Source organism: Pseudomonas sp. RA_5y_Pfl1_P24, assembly GCF_963970945.1.
Classification (GTDB): domain Bacteria; phylum Pseudomonadota; class Gammaproteobacteria; order Pseudomonadales; family Pseudomonadaceae; genus Aquipseudomonas; species Aquipseudomonas tritici.
In genome coordinates, this window is sequence record NZ_CAXAOJ010000005.1 from 259,269 (window position 1) to 283,341 (window position 24,073).

The 24,073-nt window shown below is 58.8% G+C and carries 22 protein-coding genes and 1 pseudogene; 14 read left to right on the forward strand and 9 right to left on the reverse strand.

The window, feature by feature from the left end:
- Positions 1-45: 45 nt before the first annotated feature.
- On the forward strand, positions 46-429 hold the full coding sequence (gene gcvH, locus AACY30_RS10215) for a glycine cleavage system protein GcvH (protein ID WP_065874433.1): 384 nt from the start codon (positions 46-48) through the stop codon (positions 427-429).
- Positions 430-569: 140 nt separating this feature from the next.
- Here gcvH and AACY30_RS10220 read toward each other — a convergent pair whose 3' ends face one another.
- The 6 genes from AACY30_RS10220 to AACY30_RS10245 all read right to left on the reverse strand — a co-directional run bounded on the left by AACY30_RS10220 (position 570) and on the right by AACY30_RS10245 (position 5,827).
- Positions 570-1,712 carry a DegT/DnrJ/EryC1/StrS family aminotransferase gene (locus tag AACY30_RS10220; RefSeq protein ID WP_339540250.1) on the reverse strand — a complete coding sequence of 381 codons (1,143 nt, stop codon included), beginning with the start codon at positions 1,710-1,712 and terminating at the stop codon, positions 570-572.
- A 175-nt stretch (positions 1,713-1,887) separates the two neighbouring features.
- Complete coding sequence (locus AACY30_RS10225; protein ID WP_339415183.1) at positions 1,888-2,202, reverse strand: DUF2388 domain-containing protein; 315 nt, start codon at positions 2,200-2,202, stop codon at positions 1,888-1,890.
- A 68-nt stretch (positions 2,203-2,270) separates the two neighbouring features.
- Positions 2,271-2,717, reverse strand: coding sequence for an NfeD family protein (locus tag AACY30_RS10230; RefSeq protein WP_339540251.1), 447 nt, complete (start codon positions 2,715-2,717; stop codon positions 2,271-2,273).
- 10 nt (positions 2,718-2,727) lie between these two features.
- A complete protein-coding gene (locus AACY30_RS10235; protein ID WP_339436175.1) occupies positions 2,728-3,648 on the reverse strand; it encodes an SPFH domain-containing protein in 921 nt (306 codons plus the stop codon).
- 77 nt (positions 3,649-3,725) lie between these two features.
- Positions 3,726-5,405: a GspE/PulE family protein gene (locus AACY30_RS10240; protein WP_339540252.1), complete on the reverse strand. Its 1,680-nt coding sequence runs from the start codon at positions 5,403-5,405 to the stop codon at positions 3,726-3,728.
- An 83-nt stretch (positions 5,406-5,488) separates the two neighbouring features.
- Positions 5,489-5,827, reverse strand: a complete 339-nt coding sequence (locus AACY30_RS10245) for a hypothetical protein (RefSeq protein WP_339540253.1) — start codon at positions 5,825-5,827, stop codon at positions 5,489-5,491.
- A 127-nt stretch (positions 5,828-5,954) separates the two neighbouring features.
- Between AACY30_RS10245 and AACY30_RS10250 the strand changes: the two genes are divergently transcribed.
- A complete protein-coding gene (locus tag AACY30_RS10250) occupies positions 5,955-6,425 on the forward strand; it encodes an Lrp/AsnC family transcriptional regulator (protein ID WP_305456475.1) in 471 nt (156 codons plus the stop codon).
- Between the two features lie 115 nt (positions 6,426-6,540).
- Here AACY30_RS10250 and AACY30_RS10255 read toward each other — a convergent pair whose 3' ends face one another.
- Complete coding sequence (locus AACY30_RS10255; protein WP_339470965.1) at positions 6,541-7,908, reverse strand: CYTH domain-containing protein; 1,368 nt, start codon at positions 7,906-7,908, stop codon at positions 6,541-6,543.
- Between the two features lie 158 nt (positions 7,909-8,066).
- Here AACY30_RS10255 and argE point away from each other — a divergent pair, with 158 nt between their 5' ends.
- From argE to AACY30_RS10305, 10 genes and pseudogenes are all read left to right on the forward strand, one after another.
- A complete protein-coding gene (gene argE, locus AACY30_RS10260; RefSeq protein ID WP_339415190.1) occupies positions 8,067-9,215 on the forward strand; it encodes an acetylornithine deacetylase in 1,149 nt (382 codons plus the stop codon).
- A gap of 133 nt (positions 9,216-9,348) precedes the next feature.
- Entirely contained in the window at positions 9,349-10,647 is a 1,299-nt protein-coding gene (gene argA, locus AACY30_RS10265) for an amino-acid N-acetyltransferase (protein ID WP_339540254.1), read from the forward strand.
- Between the two features lie 624 nt (positions 10,648-11,271).
- Positions 11,272-12,624 (forward strand): OprD family outer membrane porin, encoded by a 1,353-nt coding sequence (locus AACY30_RS10270; protein ID WP_339540255.1) that lies wholly within the window; start codon positions 11,272-11,274, stop codon positions 12,622-12,624.
- 384 nt (positions 12,625-13,008) lie between these two features.
- A pseudogene (locus AACY30_RS10275) lies at positions 13,009-13,188 on the forward strand (peroxidase); the annotation flags it as partial.
- A 232-nt stretch (positions 13,189-13,420) separates the two neighbouring features.
- Entirely contained in the window at positions 13,421-14,014 is a 594-nt protein-coding gene (gene ssuE / locus AACY30_RS10280; RefSeq protein WP_339470963.1) for an NADPH-dependent FMN reductase, read from the forward strand.
- Positions 14,015-14,109: 95 nt separating this feature from the next.
- Positions 14,110-15,078 carry a sulfonate ABC transporter substrate-binding protein gene (locus AACY30_RS10285; RefSeq protein ID WP_339540256.1) on the forward strand — a complete coding sequence of 323 codons (969 nt, stop codon included), beginning with the start codon at positions 14,110-14,112 and terminating at the stop codon, positions 15,076-15,078.
- A 24-nt stretch (positions 15,079-15,102) separates the two neighbouring features.
- The gene (gene ssuD, locus AACY30_RS10290) at positions 15,103-16,251 is read left to right on the forward strand and encodes an FMNH2-dependent alkanesulfonate monooxygenase (RefSeq protein WP_339470960.1); all 1,149 of its coding nucleotides are present in this window, start codon (positions 15,103-15,105) and stop codon (positions 16,249-16,251) included.
- Between the two features lie 9 nt (positions 16,252-16,260).
- Entirely contained in the window at positions 16,261-17,049 is a 789-nt protein-coding gene (gene ssuC, locus AACY30_RS10295) for an aliphatic sulfonate ABC transporter permease SsuC (protein ID WP_339540257.1), read from the forward strand.
- A complete protein-coding gene (gene ssuB / locus AACY30_RS10300; RefSeq protein ID WP_339540258.1) occupies positions 17,046-17,852 on the forward strand; it encodes an aliphatic sulfonates ABC transporter ATP-binding protein in 807 nt (268 codons plus the stop codon). The genes ssuC and ssuB overlap by 4 nt, the downstream gene beginning before the upstream one ends.
- Positions 17,853-17,949: 97 nt before the next feature.
- Positions 17,950-18,165 carry a TOBE domain-containing protein gene (locus AACY30_RS10305; protein ID WP_003213899.1) on the forward strand — a complete coding sequence of 72 codons (216 nt, stop codon included), beginning with the start codon at positions 17,950-17,952 and terminating at the stop codon, positions 18,163-18,165.
- Between the two features lie 114 nt (positions 18,166-18,279).
- Here the strand turns inward: AACY30_RS10305 and AACY30_RS10310 are convergent, their stop codons facing one another.
- Complete coding sequence (locus AACY30_RS10310; RefSeq protein WP_339469596.1) at positions 18,280-18,921, reverse strand: TetR/AcrR family transcriptional regulator; 642 nt, start codon at positions 18,919-18,921, stop codon at positions 18,280-18,282.
- A 247-nt stretch (positions 18,922-19,168) separates the two neighbouring features.
- Complete coding sequence (locus tag AACY30_RS10315) at positions 19,169-20,545, reverse strand: glutamine synthetase family protein (protein WP_065874419.1); 1,377 nt, start codon at positions 20,543-20,545, stop codon at positions 19,169-19,171.
- Positions 20,546-21,153: 608 nt separating this feature from the next.
- Here AACY30_RS10315 and AACY30_RS10320 point away from each other — a divergent pair.
- The gene (locus AACY30_RS10320) at positions 21,154-22,512 is read left to right on the forward strand and encodes a glutamine synthetase family protein (RefSeq protein WP_339469599.1); all 1,359 of its coding nucleotides are present in this window, start codon (positions 21,154-21,156) and stop codon (positions 22,510-22,512) included.
- A 58-nt stretch (positions 22,513-22,570) separates the two neighbouring features.
- Positions 22,571-23,935: an aspartate aminotransferase family protein gene (locus AACY30_RS10325; protein ID WP_065880216.1), complete on the forward strand. Its 1,365-nt coding sequence runs from the start codon at positions 22,571-22,573 to the stop codon at positions 23,933-23,935.
- Positions 23,936-24,073 lie beyond the last annotated feature (138 nt).

The following is a 24,073-nucleotide window of genomic DNA, read 5'->3' on the forward strand; positions in this document are numbered from 1 at the left end:
CGGCAGGCCGAAGGCCGCTGACATTACTTCTTGAGGACACAGACTATGAGCGATATCCCTGCCGACCTGCGTTTTGCCGAAAGCCACGAATGGGCACGCCTGGAAGCTGACGGCACCGTGACCGTCGGGATCTCCGACCATGCCCAGGAAGCGTTGGGTGATGTGGTGTTTGTTGAACTGGCTGAAGTTGGCGCTACGTTTGAAGCCGAAGGCCAGGCGGGGGTGGTTGAGTCGGTGAAGGCTGCTTCGGATATCTACGCCCCGGTTGCAGGCGAAGTGATTGCAGTCAATGAGGAGCTGAGCGGTAGCCCTGAACTGCTGAACTCCGACCCGTACGGCGCGTGGATCTTCAAGCTCAAGCCAAGCAACCCGACTGATCTGGAAAAACTGCTGGATGCGGCCGGTTACAAAGCCGCCATCGGCGAGTAAACGCAAAGAGTTACAACAATGCAAATCAGTGTGGGAGCTGGCTTGCCTGCGATTGCATCACCTGGGTATCACTGATACACCGAGGTGCCGGCATCGCAGGCAAGCCAGCTCCCACATTTGGTTGTGGTGAGCCAGATTTTTCAGCTCGCTTTCAAGACGGCCTTCACGGCTGCCACCGACCGCTCCACATCCGCCTCTGTCATCGCCGTAAACATCGGCAATGACACGATCAAACGCCCTACCTTTTCCGCCACCGGAAACATGCCTTCCTTGAACCCCTGCGCCCGATAAAGGCTTAGCAGATGGATCGGCGGGTAGTGATAGCCAATGCCGACGCCGCGGGCCTGCATCTGCTCCATGAATGTGGCGCGTGCCGGCAGACCGTCCTGACGCTCCGGCAGCACCAGTTGGAACAGGTGCCAGTTGCTGTTTTCGAAATCAGCCGGCGGCAGTTGCGCGCCGTATTGCGCTTCAAAGTCATCGCCAAAGCATTTGAAGTAGTGCCGCGCCAGGTTCTGGCGGTGAGCGGTGATCTTTTCGATATGGGCAAATTGCCCCAAGCCGATGGCTGCGGCGATGTCGGTCATGTTGAACTTGCCACCCAGCACATCCACATCCAGGCCGTCGAAGCCAGTGCGGGTAACGCCTTGCAGGCGGTATTTTTCTGCCAGCCGCGCTTCTTCGGCATTGTTCAACACAAGGCAGCCGCCTTCGGAAGAGGTGATGTTCTTGTTGGCCTGGAAGCTGAACGACACAAAATCCCCGGTGGCGCCGATACGCTCGCCATCCCAGCTTGATCCCAGCGCCTGGGCAGCATCCTCGACGATACGCAGGTTGTACTTGTTGGCCAGTGCATACAGCATCGGCATGTCCAGGGGTAGGCCAGCGAGGTACACCGGGATGATAGCCTTGGTGCGCGGGGTAATCGCAGCCTCCACCTGGGCCAGGTCGATATTGCGGGTAATCGGGTCAATATCGGCAAACACTGGCTTAGCGCCGACTTCCAGGATCACGTTGGCCGTGGCAACCCAGGAGATCGGCGTGGTGATGACTTCATCGCCCGGCCCGATACCGGCAATGCGCAAGGCAATCTCCATGGTGCAGGTGCCCGAGTTGAAGGTACGCACCGGGCGGCCGCCAAAGTATTCAGATAACTGAGCCTCAAATGCCTGCACTTTCGGCCCGCTGGTGATCCAGCCCGAGCGCAATACATCGCCAACCGCCGAGATGGTGGCTTCGTCAATGGTAGGTTTGGAAAACGGCAGGAAGGGCTGTTGGCTCATGACGACGAAGGCATCCGTTTCAGATTGGCGATGAGTAGGCGAGGTATCAGTACCGGCATGGTTGCACGGGCTGACTGAATATAGCCTGTCGTCCGTGAATGAATTGTCATACTGCGGGTTAAAACGCGGGCAATAAAATGCCGCTTCAGCAGCGGCATTTTTCAGAGCGATGAAATCACTCGGTAACGGCGTTTTTCGCGAGGATGGCGTTGGCCAGTTCCATATCCGTGGCCTGCAGGCCAGGGTTATCGGCGCGGACTTTCTGCATTGCGGCTTCCAGGTATGGACCACGGATGCCGCCGTCGCTGGCAACAAAGCTGCCGGCGTCGTCTTGCGCGGCAACCACCAGCTTGTGGTCCTTGAACGTCAGGTACGTCGAGCCGGTAGTGGCGCCCGACGAGATGATATTGCGCCAGAAACTGTCGGCCATGGCTGAACCGACAGGGAGGGAAAGCACAGCAAGGGTAGCGACAGCATATTTGAGACGCATGATGGGTGACTCCGGTGGGTTATCTGTGAATTATGATTGTAGATAGCCCAGCCGAGTTCCATCACTGACTAAACAGTTTCAACCTTTAACACCACGCCCTCCTGGTTGACCACCCGGACTTGGGCGCCTATAGGGCTGTCCGGGCCGGTCACCATCCACACGCCATCGCCGACCTTCACTTTGCCCCGGCCGTCCACGATCGCCTGATGCACGATAAACGTGCGGCCGATAAGCGCCGAGCCGCGTTCGTTCAGCCCGGGCTGGTCACTCGCCTTGGCGCTGCTGCGCTGACGCTTCCACCAATACACCGCGGTCAGGATCGACAACACGGCAAACAGTAGCAACTGCCACTCCAGCCCCAGGGGCGGCACCAGGAATTTGATCACGCCCACGGCAGCCGCTGCGATACCCATCCACAACAGATACCCACCGGCGCCAAATACTTCAAGGATCAACAGCACCGTACCCAGTGCCAGCCAATCCCAGAACGACAAATGCTGCAGGAAATCCCACATTGTGCTGGCCTCAGCCTTTCTTGTTGTCGAACGTTGCCTTGACGATCTCGCCGATACCGCCGACCGCACCGATCACCTGGCTGGCTTCCAGCGGCATCAGGATGACCTTGCTGTTGTTGGCCGACGCCAGCTTGCCCAGGGCGTCGATGTATTTTTGCGCGACGAAGTAGTTGATGGCTTGAACGTTACCGGTGGCGATCGCCTCGGAAACGACTTGAGTCGCACGAGCCTCAGCTTCAGCCTGACGCTCACGGGCTTCAGACTCCAGGAACGCAGCTTGGCGCCCACCTTCGGCCTCAAGAATTTGTGCCTGCTTCTTGCCTTCTGCTGTCAGGATCGCCGACGCCCGCAGGCCTTCGGCCTCCAGGATCTGCGCACGCTTGATCCGCTCGGCTTTCATCTGGCCCGACATTGCTGCCATCAGGTCGGCGGGTGGGCTGATGTCCTTGATCTCGATACGGGTGATCTTGATGCCCCATGGCGCGGTAGCTTCATCAACGGTGCGCAACAGTTTTTCGTTGATACCGTCACGCTGGCTGAGCATGGCGTCCAGCTCCATGGAGCCGAGCACAGTACGGATATTGGTTTGCAGCAGGTTGCGGATGGCGTGTTCGAGGTTATTGACCTCATAAGCCGCCTGGGCGGTGTTGACCACCTGGAAGAAGCACACGGCGTCGATCTGCACGGCGGCGTTGTCGGCTGTGATCACTTCCTGGGGCGGGATGTCCAGCACGCTTTCCATCACGTTGATCTTGCGACCAATGCGGTCCATGACCGGGATGATGATGTTCAGGCCAGGTTTGAGGGTGTTGGTGTAGCGGCCAAAACGCTCGACCGTCCACTGGTACCCTTGGGGTACGACCTTGAAGCCCATGAGCAGGATGGCGATGGCCAAGCCCACAAAAAGAAGCAGTACGGTTCCGATCTGCATAGCGATTCCCTATCTGATGGTGTCAGTGAAACGACGTTCGGCCGATTGTAACGGTGTTGTCACCGATAAGAACGGTTTCACCGCGTAACAAACAAAGGATTTGTTACCGAATCCCCAGGGGTCACCCGCAATACTTCCGCCATGGTGGTCAGCCCCGCTTCGACTTTTTGCATACCAGCGCTGCGCAGGCTGCACATGCCTTGTGCAACCGCTGCCTGGCGCAGGCCCTGCACGTCGGCGCCGGGCGTGATCAGCGCCTTGAGTTCTTCGTTCAATACCATGATTTCGTAAACGCCGGCTCGCCCCCGAAAACCACTGTTTCGGCATTCAACGCACCCGACGGCCTCATGAACCTCACCCAGCGCACGTTTGCAGTGAGGGCACAAAACCCGCACCAACCGCTGCGCCATTACGCCGAGCAAGGTGGCCTTGATCAAATAGTGAGCAATGCCTAGCTCCTGCAAGCGGCTGATAGCGCTGGGTGCATCGTTGGTATGCAGTGTGGATAGCACCAAATGCCCGGTCAGCGCGGCCTGGATCGCCATTTCAGCGGTTTCCTGGTCGCGGATTTCACCGATCATGATGATGTCCGGGTCCTGGCGCAGCAGGGCGCGGATGGCGCTGGCAAAGGTCAGGTCGATGTTGTGTTGCACCTGCATCTGGTTGAACGCGGGTTCGACCATCTCGATCGGGTCTTCCACGGTGCACAGGTTAACCTCCCGGGTCGCCAGTTGCCTGAGCGTGGTGTACAGGGTGCTGGTCTTGCCCGAACCCGTAGGGCCGGTGACCAGGATGATGCCGTTGGCCTGGCCAGTCATGGCGAGCCAGCGTTGTTGGTCCTCACTGGACAGGCCTAACTGGTCAAAGCCCTTGAGCAGCACCTGAGGGTCGAAAATCCGCATCACCAGTTTCTCGCCAAATACTGTCGGCAGGGTGGAAAGACGCAGCTCGACTTCCGCCCCCGCCGGGCTTTTGGTTTTGACCCGGCCATCCTGTGGCCTGCGTTTTTCCGCCACGTTCATGCGGCCCAGGCTCTTCAGGCGGCTGACCACGGCCATCGTGACCTGGGGCGGAAACTGATAGACGTCATGCAGCAGCCCATCGATGCGAAAGCGCACACGGCCCTGTTCACGGCACGGTTCAATATGGATATCACTGGCGCGCTGGGCAAAGGCGTACTGCAGCAGCCAGTCGACGATATTGACGATATGCGCGTCGTTGGCATCAGGCTCCTGGTCGCTGGCGCCAAGGTTGAGCAGGTCCACATGGCCAGGCGCCGCGACCTTTTGATCGGCGCCGCTGACGGACTTCGCCAGTCGGTAAAACTCGCCGATACAGCGGGCGATGTCCTGGGGGTTGGCGACCACTCGCTTGATCGAGCGCTTGAGCACCTGGGCGAGCCCAGCTTCCCAACTGATGACGTGGGGCTGGGCGCTGGCGACGGTGACGGTCTGTGCGTCCACCGCCACCGCCAGTATGGCGTGGCGTTGAGCGAAGGCGTGGGACATCAGCGGCACGACCGTCCCCACGTCGATCTTCAGCGGGTCGATACGCAAGTAAGGTTGCCCTGCATGCTGGGCAAGCCATTCGGTCAGGGTTTCCAGGTTGGGGCCAAGGGCTGCGATGCTTTCCAAGGGATGCTGGGTGTTACTGGCCGGTAGCGCCGACAAGCGTTGCGCAACCTCGGGTGTGATCAGTTTTCCGTCGACCAAAGCCGGCAACAGCTGATGCAACTCCAAACGTTGGTCAACGGGCATGAAGATTTTCCTGGGGGCAGTGGGCGTAAATCCCAGGCTAGCCAGCCCCTGAATATTTGCCTCCCAGGGTGTATTGCAGCTTTTTACCGAGCGCCCGCCACCATCGTTTGAAGCCCCGTAGAGTCTGCCGACCACACATCCAACTCGCACACGTTGATCAGGTTTCGAATCTTTTCACCGATCACCTGGGCGCGGTGCCAGCTCAGGCCGTCGATCACGATGCCGATGTTCAGCACGTCATCCTCCCTATTCACTGTGACGTATCGCGGTGTCAAAAACTGCATCGCGAAATAGTTGAGCACTCGGCACAGCGCATCCGGCTCCGCCTCGGCGACGATCTGGTAATGCGCCTGGCAATGGGCGTTGTTGGTGGACCACGCATCGGTGCGAGTGACAGGGTGAGTGGTTTCGACGGCGTGCATGGGAAATCTCCGGATTTGACTGGAGAAATTTTTACATTTGCCCTGGGAGATTTTTTATCTAAGATGCGCCTGTTTTGCGAATAATCGAATCAATCAATTCAAGATAAGCACCTTATAAGGTATTTCTATGCACAGCGAGCTGGACGCCTACGACCGCCGTATCCTGGCCCTGCTGCAAGAAGACGCCTCGCTCTCCAGTGCGCAAATTGCCGAGCAGGTGGGCCTGTCCCAGTCGCCGTGCTGGCGGCGCATCCAGCGGCTCAAGGAAGAGGGGGTGATCCGCGGCCAGGTCACCTTGCTCGATCGCAAGAAGATCGGTCTCAACACGCAGATATTCGCCGAGGTCAAACTCAACGCCCACGGCCGTTCCAACTTCACTGAGTTCACCGAAGCGATTCGCGGCTTTCCGCAAGTGCTGGAATGTTATGTGCTGATGGGGGCGGTGGATTTTCTGTTGCGAATTGTCACTTCGGACATTGAAGCGTATGAGCGGTTTTTCTTCGAGAAGCTGTCGATGGTGCCGGGGATTCAGGAGGTCAATTCGATTGTGGCGCTATCCGAGATCAAGTCCACGACCAGCCTGCCAGTATTGCGCTGACCTTGTGGGAACGGGCTTGCTCGCGAAAGCAGCGTGTCAGTCACCGAATGTGTTTCTGATCCACCGCTTTCGCGAGCCAGCCCGCTCCCACACTTTGACCGAGGCGTCCTTTAAATTACAGACGCAGCAAAGTCTTCCAGGCACGGTTCTGATACACCGCAATCGCCTGATGCATCCGCGCATCCAGCGACTCATCGGTGATCGGCTGGTTGGCCAGTTGCGCCAACTTGTTCAGCTCGCCATACAGGCGGTCCAGTTCCAGAATGTCGACCACGTTACGCGCATGGTGCAGCCAGGCCTGGATGCGTTCGATACGCGGCAGTTGCTCAGCCAGGTCTTCCGGTTGCTGCTGGTAGCGCGGCAATTGCAGGGCGACTGCATCGTCGGCCAGCAGGCGTGGCAGCCAGTTGGTGATTTGCGCAGCGCCCTGGCGGTTGCCACGCACATTGCGGTCGGCGGTCCAGGTGCGAGCCAGCAGCCAGCGCGAGGCGCTCAGTGAGAACTGGCCCCAGCGCACGTCTTCCAACTCTTCGACGAACTGCTCAGGCGCTGCTTTGCGGATGTCTTCATCGTCGTCACCGGCTTGTACCAGTGGGCGCCAGTCTTCCAGCAGGGCATCGAGTGCGCTGCGCAGTTCGCTGGTGGATTGACGCGGCGCGGCCTGGCCGAGGCTGCCGATCAGGGCGCGCAGTTCGCCGAGGGTGTCGACCCAGTCTTGCAACAGGCGCCAGTGGCCATTGAAACGGTATTGCTCGGCCAGGCGTTGGCTGCTGCCGAGCAGGTGCCACATGATCGCAGCGAAGGCATCGTCCAACGGCATTTCGGCGTGGATCTGCGGCGCTGGCAGGCTCAACGAGTAGCTGCTGGCGTCATACAAGCGGTAGCCACGCTCGGCCTTGCTGATGTCGCAAGGCATCAGCGCCAGGGTCGCGGCCAGCTCGGCGGCGAGTTCCAGCAGGGCAGCCGGTTCGCCTTCGCGCAGTTCCAGTTCCAGCTCGCAGATTTCTTCTTTCTGCTTCCCAACCACCACGTGTCCCAGGTCCAAAGCGGCTTCGATCACCACCTTGGCTTTGCCACGGCCCCAGGCGATTTCGGCGCGTTCACGCACGAAGTCGGTGGTGAAGATCGGCTTGAGGGTCTTTTTGTCCAGCTCGGCCAGTTGCTCGGGCCAGCATTCGCCGTCGAGTTTCTTCACGTCGAGCTTGGCTTTGGGCAGGTCCCAGTTGTATTCGTTACGTTCCGACAAGCCGGCGACGCTCTGACCGCGGGTCTTGAGGGTCTGGATGATGTCGTCACCGTCCTTGCGCAGGCGCAGGGCGACTTTGGCCTGGGCCAGGTCGCGTTCGGGGGTGTCGAAATACTGGTTCATCAACTCACGGCGTTCCCAGCCACTTTTGTTGCGTTTTTTCAGTAACGGGTGCTCACGCAGCGCGGCGAGTGTTTCGCGGCTGACGCGGAGCTTGATTTCGGTTTCTTTCTGCATGGCCGGAAAATCCAGGATCGGGAGCGCAGCCGGGAAAAAGAGTGGCTGCCAAGGTCGTGCAGTGTACAGGACTGAGCCCGGCAACGTGCCGCAACGGTTTATTGTGTCGTGCAGATGCCTTTATAGTGGGACTCATCCGGGAAGTTGGGAGACCGCGAATGCCATTACCGTCCATGAAAGAGCAATTCGCCGCATTGGTTGCCGCGCCGTCGGTCAGTTGCACCCAAGCGTCTCTCGACCAGACCAACCGCCCGGTGATCGACCTGCTTGCCACCTGGCTGGGCGATTTGGGTTTCGCCATTGACATCCAGCAGGTCAGCCCTGGCAAATTCAACCTGCTCGCCAGTTTCGGCAGCGGCCCCGGTGGCCTGGTGTTGGCCGGCCATAGCGATACCGTTCCTTATGACGCCGCGCTGTGGAAGACTGATCCGCTCAAACTGACGGAAGTCGACGGCCGCTGGGTAGGACTGGGCAGTTGTGACATGAAGGGCTTTTTTGCTCTGGCGATTGAGGCGGTGCTGCCGCTACTGGATCAACCGTTCAAGCAACCGCTGCTGATTCTCGCCACCTGCGATGAAGAAAGTTCCATGTCCGGCGCCCGCGCGCTGGCCGAGGCAGGGCGCCCGTTGGGCCGCGCGGCGGTGATCGGTGAACCGACCGGGCTCAAGCCGATCCGCCTGCACAAAGGCGTGATGATGGAGCGCATCGACATTCTCGGCCAGAGTGGCCATTCGTCGGACCCAAGCCTGGGCCACAGCGCCCTCGAAGCCATGCATGACGCCATGGGCGAACTGCGCGGGCTGCGCCTGGCCTGGCAACGTGAGTACCGCAATCCGCAATTCAGCGTGCCACAGCCGACCCTGAATTTTGGCTGCATCCATGGCGGGGACAACCCTAACCGCATCTGCGGCCAGTGTTCCCTGGAGTTCGACCTGCGGCCCTTGCCGGGCATGGACCCGCAGGTGTTGCGCGCGGCTATCCGGCACAAGCTTGAACCCTTGGCCGAGCGGCACAAGGTCAAGATCGACTATGCGCCGTTGTTCCCCGAAGTGCCGCCGTTTGAGCAAGCCGAAGACGCCGAGCTGGTGCGGGTTGCGCAACGATTGACCGGTCATCGTGCTGAAGCAGTGGCGTTCGGCACCGAAGCGCCTTATCTTCAGCGCCTTGGTTGTGAAACCCTGGTACTTGGCCCTGGCGACATCGCTTGCGCCCATCAGCCGGGCGAGTACCTCGAAATGTCACGCTTGACGCCTACAGTGCGTCTATTGCGGGAACTGATCGAACATTACTGCCTGAAGCCTGCATAAATTAACCTCTGCCCATTCGTACATAAGGAGAGTGAGCGTGTCGCCAAGCCTGTTCCGACGATAACCATCAGCCCGCTGTGCGCTTTCACGATTCATCCTTTTTCGGCTGCTTTTTATTACAGGCCCAGGTTCTATGCCCGACTACGTTAATTGGCTTCGTCACGCGTCCCCTTACATCAACGCCCACCGCGACTGCACTTTTGTAGTCATGCTGCCTGGCGATGGTGTGGAGCATCCGAACTTCGGCAATATCGTCCACGACCTGGTGCTGCTTCACAGCCTGGGGGTGCGACTGGTGCTGGTGCACGGTTCGCGCCCGCAGATCGAAGTGCGCCTCGAAGCGCGTGGCCTGACCCCTACTTACCACGAAGGCATGCGCATCACCGATGCGGCGACGCTGGAGTGTGTGATCGACGCGGTCGGCCACCTGCGTATCGCCATTGAAGCGCGCCTGTCGATGGACATGGCCTCGTCGCCGATGCAGGGCTCGCGCCTGCGCGTGACCAGCGGCAACTTCGTGACCGCGCGCCCTATCGGCGTATTGGATGGCGTGGACTATCACCACACCGGCGAAGTGCGCCGGGTCGACCGCAAGGGTATTAATCGCCTGCTGGACGAGCGCTCCATCGTGCTGTTGTCGCCGCTGGGGTATTCGCCCACTGGTGAGATCTTCAACCTGGCCTGCGAAGACGTCGCTACTCGCGCCGCCATCGACTTGGGTGCCGACAAGCTGCTGCTGTTCGGCGCCGACTTGGGCCTGATCGATGAAAATGGTCGCCTGGTGCGCGAACTGCGCCCGCAACAAGTGCCGGCCCACCTGCAGCGCCTGGGCAACAACTACCAGGCCGAATTACTCGACGCCGCCGCAGAAGCTTGCCGGGGTGGAGTAGGGCGCAGCCATATCGTCAGCTACGCCGAAGACGGCGCTTTGCTCACCGAGCTGTTTACCCGTGACGGCGGCGGTACGCTGGTGGCCCAGGAGCAATTTGAACTGGTGCGCGAAGCGGCGATTGAAGACGTGGGCGGCTTGCTCGACCTGATCAGCCCGTTGGAAGAGCAGGGCATCCTGGTGCGCCGTTCGCGGGAAGTGCTGGAGCGTGAGATCGAGCAGTTCAGCGTGGTGGAGCGCGAGGGCATGATTATCGCTTGTGCAGCGCTGTATCAGATCGCAGATTCGGATGCAGGTGAGCTGGCGTGCCTGGCAGTGAACCCGGAATATCGCCACGGCGCGCGGGGTGATGTGTTGTTGGAACGCATCGAAACCCGAGCGCGGGCGCAAGGGTTGAAGACGTTATTTGTCCTCACCACCCGCACCGCCCACTGGTTCCGTGAGCGCGGTTTTGTGCCGAGCAGCGTGGACCGTCTGCCCTCGGCGCGGGCTTCGCTGTACAACTATCAGCGTAATTCGAAGATTTTTGAGAAGGCTTTGTAGGCCCGATTTCGGCGGTCAAGCAGGTCAAAGTGTGAGAGGGGGGCTTGCTCCCGATGGCGGAGTGTCAGTCGATAGTACTTGACTGGCTCACCGCTATCGGGAGCAAGCCCCTTCTCATTTCTATCACTTCAGAAGTATTGATCAGAGCCGATACGATGGCAGGCACACCGTTAAATCAGCGGCTTTGACATCAAAAGAAAGTATTAGAGATACAAAAACTGTAACAAATTGACGGGAGGATGTGCGTTTCGCCATCATGGCGTCGCTTTTTTGATCGTGAGTGACGTATGAAAACGTACAGTCAGACTAAACGGTCTAAAAGTGCGCTGGTAAATACCCTTTAGGAATAGCTTTTGTAACGTTCAGCCAACGTAGGCTGGCTCGTACCACGAAAACTTTTATTCCTTAATCGTATAAAAAAGAATGAAGCAATTCTTTTTGGGTGTATGGAAAGCTCATTACCCTGCAGGGACCAAATCAACTGCGGTTAGACGAAGGTAGTAGACACACAAGGTTACGATTGACTTGTCAGTCACTATGCGGTGCTAATCGCGCATCTGTGGATCGAGGGCGTCAGACCCGAGACCAAAGAACTACAAAAATTAGAAACGAGAGGAGCGGTACATGAAGAAGTCCACCTTGGCTTTGGCTGTAGCTTTGGGCGCCATCGCCCAGCACGCAGGCGCTGCCGGTTTTATCGAAGACAGCAAGGCAAGCGTCAGTTCCCGAACGTTGTATTTCAATAACGACCAGCGTGACGCGCTCAGCGCGAACCAGCGCAGTGCTCGTGGTGTGGACCAGCGCGAAACAGCCACAGGCTTGAAGTTCAACTACCAGTCTGGTTTCACTCAAGGCGTGGTTGGGTTTGGGATTGATGCACAGGCGCTGGTGGGTTTCCACCTGGACGGCGGTCGTGGCCATCACCCAGATAGCAACTCTTTCGTTCCAAGCGATACCGACGGCTCTGCCGTAAGCAGCTGGAGCAGCGCGAGCGCCAACGTCAAGGCCCGCTTCTCCAAGACTGAAGCGCATTTGGGGGGCGCACTGGCTCCAAACCTGCCGATCCTGATTGCAAGCGACGGCCGTCTGCTTCCGCAAACCTTTGAAGGCGGCACCATCACCTCCAAAGAAATCGACAATGTGACCTTCAACGCCGGTCAACTTGAGCACGCCACTGGCCGTGCTTCGAGCAACAGCACCGGTTTGGCTGTCAACGGCGGTACGAAGGAAAGCAACCAGTTCCGTTTTGGTGGCGCTGACTGGAAGGTCACTAAAGACCTGACCCTGCAGTACTACTATTCGAATCTGGAAGACTACTACAAGCAGCAGTTCCTCGGTCTGGTGCACGTTTACCCGATCAGCGAAGGTCAATCGTTCAAGACCGATTTGCGCTACTTCGACAGCAGCTCCGATGGCAAGAATGGTCAAGCTGGGTACCGCTTCAACAACAACGGTGGCTACGCTAAGAACACTGGCGAGGTTGATAACAAAACCTGGAGTGCCATGTTCACCTACGCCTTGGGTGGCAGTGCTTTCATGGTCGGCCATCAGCGCGTCAACGATGACGGCGGTTTTGTTTGGCTGAACCAAGGTAGCGTTGTTGACGGTAACGGCCGTAACGAGGGTGCTGGTGGTTCAAGCTTCTATCTGTTCACCGACAGCATGATCAACTCCTTCGTTCGCGCGGGTGAAAACACTACCTTCGGTCAATACTCGTATGACTTCGCTGCGCTGGGTGTTCCAGGTCTGAAAACCTCGATTGCCTATCTGCACGGTGACAACATCAAAGCCAGCAACGGCGGCGGTGATCAATCCGAGTGGGAACGCGACATGCGTATCGACTACACCGTTCAGCAAGGCGCGCTTAAGGGCTTCGGTACTACGCTGCGTCATGGTGCTTATCGTGGTAGCGGTACAGGTATCCATGACCAGGATCAGACCCGTCTGATCTTCAACTACACTTATAGCTTCCTGTAAGACTAAGTGAAGTAGTTGAAAAAAAACCTCGCGCTCGCGCGAGGTTTTTTGCTTTTTCACAAGTCGGGCTCACCCCCGTAAGCCCTTCCTGAATTCCCTCTTTAGTACAACGTCTCAAGGCCTTCTCGAACCTTGAAATCGATGTTGCTCCTCGCTCGTCACGACGTCCAATGAACAGATTTTTAATATTCTTTTATGATCTATATAGATCGGTATTTATTCTTTTAAAGTAATCCGTAACCCATGCACAGTGGGCTCCATATGCACTCGCTAGGAGCCACACCATGAGCCTAAGACTGGGCGACTCGCCCCCGACTTCGAACAGGACTCCAGCGCCGGCATGCCCAGCGCGGCGTCAAGGCGATTGCCCTGTCGGTCGACCCGGTGGACTCGCTGCAGCTGACCGACAACCACAAGGTCGCCACCCCGGCCAACTGGCAGGACGGTGATGAGGTGGTGATCGTGACGTCGCTAAAGGACAAGGAAGAGATCAAGAAGCGCTTTGCGAAGGGGTATCGCGCGGTGAAGCCGTATCTGCGGCTTGCCCCTCAGCCGAATCGTTAACGCAGGCCCAATGTGGGAGCGGGCTGCATTTCAAGTCTCACATAGCAGGGGTTTACAGGCCGTTTTTACGGCCTTTTTTTCGCCCGGAGATTCATAATCTGTATATGCATTTAAAGAATAAACAAATGAAAAAATAAGATTTAAAGATATATAAATCTGCTGATAAGGTCTGTTCCATCTTGGCGCCATCGCCACACAGCGAACCGCTGACACCTGCTCAAGGAAATCCTGCATGTTGGTCGTAACACTTGGAGGCAGTCCCAGCCAGCGTTCCCGCTCCGGGGTGTTGCTGGATAAAACCCGTCAGTGGTTGCAAGACAAAGGCGTGGAAGTGGTGAGTTACCAGATACGGGACTTCCCGGCTGAAGACTTGCTGCACGCTCGCTTCGACAGCCCCAAGGTCATCGACCTGCTGCAACAGGTGGCGAATGCGGATGGCCTTGTGATTGCCACGCCGGTCTACAAGGCTTCGTTTTCCGGCGCGCTGAAAACCGTGCTCGACCTGCTGCCCGAACGCGCCCTGGCCCACAAGATCGTATTGCCGATGGCGACTGGCGGCAGCATCGCCCACATGCTGGCGGTGGACTACGCCTTGAAGCCGGTGTTGTCGGCGCTGAAAGCCCAGGAATTGCTCCACGGCATTTTTGCCGAGGACAGCCAGATCGCTTATGCCGAAGGCAGCGTCCAGGCACAGTTGGTGCCGGCGGTAGAACACCGTTTACACGAAGCCCTGGAGCAGCTTTACAGCGCCATGGCCCGTCGCCCGAAACCGCTGGACCCGCATGTATTGAATGAACGTTTGCTGAGTGCTCGCTGGAGCATTTAAGCGGTACCCGACATCAAGTCACACTCACCTTACTCAGCCGCCAACGGCCAAGCAGGTGCAGCCAAAATCCTATTCGCACATTTGGAGAGAGCGCCATGCGCACTGTCATCTTGCGTCGTGGTCTGGTCGCACTGTTTGCTGCGGCTGTTTCCTTCGGCGCCATTGTTCAAGCTCAAGCCGCCGAGACCTTGCGTATCGGTTACCAGAAGTACGGCACGTTGGTGCTGCTCAAAGCCAAGGGCACCCTGGAAAAACGCCTGGCCTCCCAAGGCGTGAACGTGCAATGGACCGAGTTTCCCGGTGGACCGCAATTGCTCGAGGGCCTGAACGTCGGCTCCATCGACTTCGGCGTGACCGGCGAAACCCCACCGGTGTTCGCCCAGGCGGCCGGTGCCGACTTGCTCTACGTGGCCTACGAGCCACCCGCGCCGACCAGCGAAGCGATCCTGGTGCCGAAAGACTCGCCGATCAAATCCGTGGCCGAGCTCAAGGGCAAGAAAATCGTGCTCAACAAAGGCTCCAACGTGCACTACCTGCTGGTACGTGCGCTGGAAGACGCCGGCCTGAAATACACCGACGTGCAGACCGTGTTCCTGCCGCCCGCCGATGCACGTGCCGCCTTTGAGCGTGGCAGCCTGGATGCGTGGGTGATCTGGGACCCGTACCAGGCCGCCGCCGAGAAACAACTGCAAGCGCGCACCCTGCGTGACGGTACCGGCATCGCCGACAACCATCAGTTCTATCTGGCGACCAAGCCGTACGCTGAAAAAAATCCGGAAGTGATCAAGGCTTTGATCGAAGAAGTGCGCGCCGTGGGCGAATGGTCCAAGGCCAACCCGCAGGAAGTGACTGAACAAGTCGCTCCGCTGCTCGGCCTGCCGGCTGACATCACCCTGACCTCGATGAAACGCCAAGGCTACGGTGCGCTGTTCCTGACCCCGCAAGTGGTCGCTGCCCAGCAGAAAATCGCCGACACCTTCTACCAACTCAAATTGATTCCCAAGCCCTTGAGCATCAAGGACGTGATCTGGACGCCACCCGCCGCCGTTGCCAAAGCGCCGTAATCCGATTTTTCAGGAGACAACTCCATGAGCCTCACTATTTTCTGGTTCCTGCCTACCCACGGTGACGGCCATTACCTTGGCACCGCCGAAGGCGCTCGCGCCGTCGACCACGGTTACCTGCAGCAAGTGGCCCAGGCTGCTGACCGCCTGGGGTTCGGTGGGGTGCTGATCCCTACCGGTCGCTCCTGCGAAGACTCGTGGCTGGTGGCTGCCTCGCTGATCCCGGTGACCCAGCGTCTGAAATTCCTTGTCGCGTTGCGCCCCGGGATCATTTCCCCGACGGTGGCCGCGCGTCAGGCCGCGACCCTGGACCGCCTCTCTGGCGGCCGTGCGTTGTTCAATCTTGTCACCGGTGGTGACCCGGAGGAATTGGCCGGCGACGGGCTGTTCCTCAGCCATGAAGAGCGCTACCAGGCCTCGGTGGAATTCACCCGCATCTGGCGCCGCGTGCTGGAAGGCGAAACCGTGGATTACGACGGCGAGCACATCAGCGTCAAAGGCGCCAGGCTGCTTTACCCGCCGATCCAGCAACCACGCCCGCCGCTGTACTTCGGCGGTTCCTCCGAAGCCGCCCAGGACCTGGCTGCCGAACAAGTGGAAATGGTGCTGACTTGGGGCGAGCCACCGGCTGCCGTCGCTGAAAAGATCGAACAGGTACGGGCCAAGGCCGCGAAGCTCGGGCGCACTGTGCGCTTTGGTATTCGCTTGCATGTGATTGTGCGTGAAACCAACGATGAGGCGTGGAAAGCCGCCGACAAACTGATCGCTCATCTGGACGACGACACCATTGCTCGTGCCCAGGCCTCCTTGGCGCGTTTCGATTCCGTCGGCCAGCAACGCATGGCTGCCTTGCATGGCGGCAACCGCGACGACCTCGAAGTCAGCCCCAATCTGTGGGCCGGCGTCGGCCTGGTCAGAGGCGGCGCGGGTACGGCACTGGTGGGCGATGGCCCAACGGTTGCGGAACGTGTGAAGGAATACGCAGCACTCGGCATCGACACGTTTATCTTCTCTGGTTACCCACACCTGGAAGAGTCGTATCGCGTCGCCGAGCTGCTGTTCCCACACCTGGATATCGAGCGTCCCGAGCTGCCGAAAAGCGCTGGGTACGTCAGCCCGTTCGGCGAGATGGTCGCCAACGACATCCTTCCCAACGCTGCGTCACAGAGCTGAGACAGCACCATGAACTGTGAAAAACTAAGCCATCGTCTGGCGCCCTGGGTACTGCCGATTCTCTTGCTGGCGGTGTGGCAGTGGTCGGTGTCGGCGGGCGGGTTGTCGACGCGCATCCTGCCGGCCCCCAGCGCAGTGATTGCCGCCGGCGTCCACCTGGTGGCCAGCGGCGAAATCTGGACACACCTGGCCATCAGCGGCTGGCGTGCAGGCCTGGGTTTTGTGATCGGCGGCAGCATCGGTCTGGCCCTGGGCTTTATCACCGGCCTGTCGAAGTGGGGCGAACGCCTGCTGGACAGCTCGGTGCAGATGATCCGCAATGTGCCGCACCTGGCGCTGATCCCGTTGGTAATCCTGTGGTTCGGCATCGACGAGACGGCGAAGATTTTCCTGGTTGCCCTTGGCACGCTGTTCCCGATCTACCTCAACACGTATCACGGCATCCGCAATGTCGACCCGGCGCTGGTGGAAATGTCGCGCAGCTACGGCTTGTCCGGGTTCAGCCTGTTCCGTCAGGTGATCCTGCCCGGCGCGCTGCCGTCGATCCTGGTGGGGGTGCGGTTTGCCCTGGGCTTCATGTGGCTGACGCTGATCGTGGCGGAAACCATCTCGGCCAGTTCCGGTATCGGTTACCTGGCGATGAACGCCCGTGAATTCCTGCAAACCGACGTGGTGGTACTCGCGATTGTGATGTACGCGATCCTCGGCAAGCTCGCCGACCTGGCCGCGCGTGGCCTGGAGCGTGTGTGGCTGCGCTGGCACCCGGCGTATCAAGTGAATAAAGGAGGTGCGGCATGACAGCTCAACAACCCCCGCGCCTGCTGAAGGGGACTCCCGTGGCGGTGCGCAAACTGCGAAAGGCTTTTGGTGCGCGCGAAGTGCTCAAGGAAATCGACCTGCACATTCCTGCCGGCCAGTTCGTAGCGGTAGTCGGTCGCAGCGGTTGCGGCAAAAGTACTCTATTGCGCTTGCTGGCTGGCCTGGACAAAGCCAGCGGCGGCGAACTGCTGGCCGGCTCTGCGCCGCTGAGCGAAGCGATTGAAGACACGCGGTTAATGTTCCAGGAAGCACGCCTGCTGCCATGGAAAAAGATCATCGACAACGTCGGCTTGGGTCTTAAAGGCAACTGGCGCCACAAAGCGTTAGACGCCCTGGAAGCAGTCGGCCTGGCCGAACGTGCCAATGAGTGGCCGGCGGCGCTGTCCGGCGGGCAGAAGCAACGCGTGGCCCTGGCGCGCGCCTTGATCCATCAACCGCGCCTGCTGTTGCTTGACGAGCCCTTGGGTGCGTTGGATGCCCTGACTCGTATCGAGATGCAGCAACTGATCGAAAACCTCTGGCACAAGCACGGCTTTACCGTGTTGCTGGTGACCCACGACGTCAACGAAGCCGTGGCCATTGCCGACCGGGTGATCCTGATCGAAGACGGCGAAATCGGCCTCGATCTGATCGTCGACCTGCCACGCCCACGGGCCCGCGGCTCGCATCGCCTGGCGGCGCTGGAAGCCGAAGTGCTCAACCGTGTGTTGTCGTTACCCGGCACGCCGCCGGAACCTGAACCTGTTTCACCGCTGCCTACGCAATTGCGTTGGGCTCAATAGAAAGAAGCAGCGGCAAGCTGCAAGGGAAAGCACGGTGCTTTTGCTTGCAGCTTGTAGCTGGCAACTTGCAGCTAAATTCCACCCCAGGAGAAATCGTATGACTATTAAAGCCATCAACGTGCGTAACCAGTTCAAAGGCACGATCAAGGAAATCGTCGAAGGCGACGTGCTGTCGGAAATCGATGTGCAGACGGCGTCCGGCATCGTCACTTCGGTGATTACTACTCGCTCGGTCAAAGAGCTGGAGCTGGTGATTGGCAGCGAAGTGATTGCCTTTGTTAAGTCCACCGAGGTGTCGATTGCCAAGTTGTAATTGGCGTTTTTCTTGAGGCCGCTATCGCAGGCAAGCCCCCACATTTGACCGAGTTCCAGGGTTGGAATGCATTCAAATGTGGGCGCTGGCTTGCCTGCGATAGGGCCGGCCCAGTCAACCCAAGACTTGGCGCTTAGGCAAATACGCCGGCAAATAAAGCCCCACATACGCATCAAACACCCGCATCCCTTCCTCCGCCATGCGCGGCGTGATCAGCCCATGCTGATGCACCGAGCGCGCATACACGCGGTCGCTCAGTTCCAACGCCAACGCAAACACATCAACATCGCTGGGCAACGTCGGCACTTCAAAGTGACGGTTGAACACGGCAAGCATCAGGTCGCCCAATTCCAGATCATGCTGACGGTCGGCCTGGGTCACTTCGGTGAGCCCGTGCTGCGCCAGGATCAACTGTCGCGCGGCGGCGTCATGATCATAGATGGTGAGCATGCGCTGTTCGACGATGCAGGACAGGTCGCGCCAGTGCTTGAGTGAATCGTGCTCAATGGGCGCCTGGATGGCTGCCCGAAAAGCGGCGTGCACGTCAGCGGTCAACGCTTCCAGCAATGCCGGCACGCTGGCGAAGAAGTGATAGACCGACGAAGGGGGAATCTGCGCGCGTTCGGCCACGTTGTAGATCGACAAACCGGCCACGCCTTCAGCGGCCAGCAAGGTGCGGGCGGCGTCGAGGATCGCATCTATCCGGGCCTGGCTACGGGCGCGGGGTTTGCGAGGGGCGGCGGGGCGGGTGGTCATGGAAGTCTCCTACAAGGCAGCAGGCATTGTATGAGCAGGAACCGGTGTTGTCTGCCTGGCCGCCTTCGCGAGCGAGCCCGCACACACAGTTGATTGCATTCCAAACCTGGAACTCGGTCAAATGTGGGAGCGGCGGTGCGACGATTCGACTTGCTCGCGAAGAGGCCAACTCGGTCTCCCGGAATAAACCCATAAAAAAACGCCGCAAACCCCTAAGGCCTGCGGCGTTTTTTATTGCAGCAACCGTTTAAACGGTATGCAGGTACCAGTTGTACTCAAGGTCGGAGATGGAGTGTTCGAACTCCTCCAGCTCACTTTCCTTACAGGCGACGAAGATATCGATGTATTTAGGATCGATGTACTTGGCCATCACCTCGCTGTCATCCAACTCGCGCAGAGCATCACGCAGGTTGTTCGGCAGGCTTTGCTCGTTCTGCTCGTAGCTGTTGCCTTCCACTGGTGCATTCGGCTCGATCTTGTTGGTCAGGCCGTGGTGCACGCCTGCCAAAACAGAAGCCATCAGCAGGTAAGGGTTGGCATCGGCGCCAGCCACGCGGTGTTCGATCCGCACGGAATCGGCTGCGCCGGTCGGTACGCGGATCGCCACGGTGCGGTTATCCAGGCCCCAGCACGGCGAGTTCGGCACGTAGAACTGTGCGCCGAAACGTCGGTAGGAGTTGACGTTAGGGCATAGGAACGCCATTTGAGCGGGTAGGGTCTCCAGCACACCGCCGATCGCGTGACGCAATGCGGCGTTCTGCTCGGGATCCTCGCTGGCAAAGATGTTCTTGCCGTCTTTATCCAGGATCGAAATATGTACGTGCAAACCGTTGCCTGCCTGGCCTGGGTAAGGCTTGGCCATGAAGGTGGTGTCCATCTCATGGTCGTAGGCGATGTTCTTGATCAGGCGCTTGAGCAATACGGCGTAGTCACACGCTTTGATCGGGTCGGCGACGTGGTGCAGGTTCACTTCGAACTGCGCCGGGGCACTTTCCTTGACGATGGCGTCGGCCGGGATGCCTTGCTCTTTGGCACCTTCCAGGATGTCCTGGAGGCAGTCGACGTATTCGTCTAGGTCGTCGATCAGGTAGACCTGTGTCGAATGCGGGCGTTTACCGGAGATTGGCGAGCGGGGCGGTTGTGGGCGGCCGTTCACGTTTTCCTGGTCGATCAGGTAGAACTCAAGCTCGAAGGCAGCGCAGATGGTCAGACCGAGGTCGTCAAATTTGCTGACAACTTGCCGGAGCACTTCGCGCGGATCGGCGAAGAACGGCTCACCTTCCAGTTCGTGCATGGTCATCAGCAGTTGCGCGGTAGGGCGCTTTTGCCACGGCTCATTGCACAGGGTGTCGGGGATTGGATAACAGATTCGGTCAGCATCACCGATGTCCAGGCCCAGGCCGGTGCTTTCTACCGTAGAGCCATTGATATCCAGAGCAAATAAAGAGGCAGGCAGGTTAATGCCCTTCTCGTAAACCTTGTGGAGGCTGGTGCGTTCGATGCGCTTGCCGCGCACCACACCATTCATATCCGCAATTAGAAGGTCTACGTACAGAACCTCAGGATGATCCTTAAGGAACGCGTTCGCTTCATTAAGCTGAACGGCACGCGGGGGTACCGACATGATGCAACACCTTTGTTGTTAAAAATATCAATCATTGATCTTTTCTGGTTTCAGTCAACCCGAACGGCATGCCGAAGTCAAGCGAGGCCTTTTTTGCCCTAAAAAAGCGCCCTGAGGGCTTTTTTGAGGCTTTTTGGGGCGGCTTTTTGGGTTTGAAAGGCTTGGGACTCGCAGGCTTGAGCGGGCCGTGTTGTATTTTTTACGGGGGAGTTGTGTAAAAAAATGAACAAGGCTAAGCTCGATTCAAACCCATAACAGCAATAATACCGGGGTGCTTCATGTTTCGCCTGCCTCCACTTGGCGTCTCTGCCTGCTTCAGACAGGCTTTGTCATCATTCAATTCTTCCTCTGTAAACACCCGCAGCCCGGTCAATATTCTTGACGCCTCGGCTGACCTCGTCTTTGCCCACTCGCTTTCCTCTTGCCTGCTTCTGAGCGGCTCCCGCGCAGGGTGCTGCTCATGATTCTGCACGAGTTTGGCCTGAGGAATGCAACGCTGCAGCAAATGGCAGGTAAGCTCCTACCCTGAATGAAAAAACGACGCGGATGCTGCGTCAAACAACGCCTGGCCTTTAACGGATGCCAGGAAACCCAGCCCAGAGGCATTTATGAGTAACAACCTCGACCAGCTCACCGATTGGTTGAAAGACCACAAGATCACAGAAGTCGAATGCATGATTGGCGACCTTACGGGTATCACCCGTGGCAAGATCTCGCCAACCAACAAGTTCATCGCTGAAAAAGGCATGCGCCTGCCCGAGAGCGTTCTGTTGCAGACCGTGACTGGCGACTATGTCGAAGACGACATCTATTACGAATTGCTCGACCCGGCCGACATCGACATGATCTGCCGCCCCGACCAGAACGCGGTATTCCTGGTGCCCTGGGCCATCGAGCCCACCGCCCAGGTGATCCACGACACCTACGACAAGCAAGGCAACCCGATCGAGCTGTCGCCGCGCAACGTGCTCAAGAAAGTCCTCAAGCTTTACTCCGACAAAGGTTGGCAGCCCATCGTGGCACCGGAGATGGAGTTTTACCTGACCAAACGTTGCGAGGACCCGGACTTTCCGCTGCAACCGCCGATTGGCCGTTCCGGTCGCCCGGAGACCGGTCGGCAATCCTTCTCTATAGAAGCCGCCAACGAATTCGACCCTTTGTTCGAAGACGTCTACGACTGGTGCGAGCTGCAGGAACTGGACCTCGACACGCTGATTCATGAAGACGGCACGGCGCAGATGGAAATCAACTTCCGTCACGGCGATGCCCTGTCTCTGGCCGACCAGATCCTGGTGTTCAAGCGCACCATGCGTGAGGCCGCACTCAAGCACAACGTGGCCGCCACCTTTATGGCCAAGCCGATGACCGGCGAGCCTGGCAGTGCGATGCACTTGCACCAGAGCATCATCGACCTCGCCACCGGCAAGAACGTCTTCTCCAATGAAGACGGGAGCATGAGCCAGCTGTTCCTCAACCACATTGGCGGTCTGCAGAAATTCATTCCTGAATTGCTGCCGCTGTTTGCCCCCAACGTGAACTCGTTCCGTCGCTTCCTGCCCGATACGTCGGCGCCGGTGAACGTGGAGTGGGGCGAAGAAAACCGCACGGTCGGCCTGCGCGTACCGGATGCCGGCCCGCAGAGCCGTCGTGTGGAAAACCGCCTGCCGGGCGCCGACGCCAACCCTTACCTGGCGATTGCCGCCAGCCTGCTGTGTGGCTACATCGGCATGGTCGAAGGCCATGAGCCGAGCGCGCCGGTGGTGGGGCGTGGTTACGAACGACGCAACCTGCGCCTGCCGTTGACCATCGAGGACGCCCTTGAGCGCATGGAAAACAGCAAGACCATCGAGAAATACCTGGGTCAGAAATTCATCACAGGCTACGTCGCGGTCAAGCGGGCCGAGCATGAAAACTTCAAGCGCGTGATCAGTTCGTGGGAGCGGGAATTCCTGCTCTTTGCCGTCTGATGCGCCGGGCGCGTCCTGGAAAAGGCGCGTCCTCACCTGAAAAGTCTAGGAGAGTGGTATGTCCAGCAACAACCCGCAAACCCGTGAATGGCAAGCTTTGAGCAGCGACCACCACCTGGCGCCGTTCAGCGACTTCAAGCAATTGAAAGAGAAAGGCCCACGGATCATCACCAAAGCCCACGGTGTTTACCTGTGGGACAGCGAAGGCAACAAGATCCTCGACGGCATGGCCGGCCTGTGGTGCGTGGCGATCGGTTACGGTCGCGATGAACTGGCTGACGCCGCCGCCAAGCAGATGAAAGAACTGCCGTACTACAACCTGTTCTTCCAGACCGCTCACCCACCGGTGCTGGAGCTGGCCAAGGCCATTTCCGACATCGCGCCTGCCGGCATGAACCATGTGTTCTTTACCGGTTCCGGTTCCGAAGGCAACGACACCATGTTGCGCATGGTCCGCCACTACTGGGCGATCAAAGGCCAGCCAAACAAGAAAACCATCATCAGCCGCAAGAATGGCTACCACGGCTCTACCGTAGCCGGCGCCAGCCTGGGCGGCATGACGTATATGCATGAACAGGGCGACTTGCCGATCCCGGGCATCACCCACATTGCCCAGCCGTACTGGTTTGGCGAAGGCGGCGACATGAGCCCGGAAGAATTCGGCGTGTGGGCGGCCAATCAGTTGGAAGAGAAGATCCTTGAGCTGGGCGTGGACAACGTCGGTGCCTTTATTGCCGAGCCGATCCAGGGTGCCGGTGGCGTGATCGTACCGCCCGCCAGCTACTGGCCGCGCATCAAGGAAATCCTCGCCAAGTACGACATTCTGTTTGTGGCCGACGAAGTGATCTGCGGTTTCGGCCGTACCGGCGAGTGGTTCGGCAGCGATTTCTACGACCTCAAGCCGCACATGATGACCATCGCCAAGGGCCTGACCTCGGGTTACATCCCCATGGGTGGCCTGATCGTGCGCGATGACGTGGTGGAAGTACTCAACGAAGGCGGTGATTTCAACCACGGCTTCACTTACTCCGGTCACCCGGTCGCCGCTGCGGTGGCGCTGGAAAACATCCGCATCATGCGCGATGAGAAAATCGTCAGTCGCGTTCATGACGAAACGGCACCGTATTTGCAGAAACGTCTGAGGGAGCTTGCTGATCATCCGCTGGTGGGTGAAGTGCGCGGCGTGGGCATGCTCGGTGCGATTGAGCTGGTGCAGGACAAGGCCACGCGCAAACGTTACGAAGGCAAGGGCGCAGGCATGATCTGCCGCACGTTCTGCTTCGAGAATGGCCTGATCATGCGCGCCGTGGGCGACACCATGATCATTTCGCCGCCGCTGGTGATCAGTAAGGCCGAAATTGACGAGCTGGTGACCAAGGCTCGCCACTGCCTGGACCTGACTTTGGCGGCATTGCAGGGCTAAGTGCTAGGCTCAGTGCGCGGCGGCTTTCGAGCGTTGCGCATCGAGCCGTTATAAATGAGGCTTTGGTTGAAAGCCGGCCTCAGAACTTGCCAGACTGTCGCCCTGTTTTGTTGCCCTGTTAGACGGGCCGCAGAACCC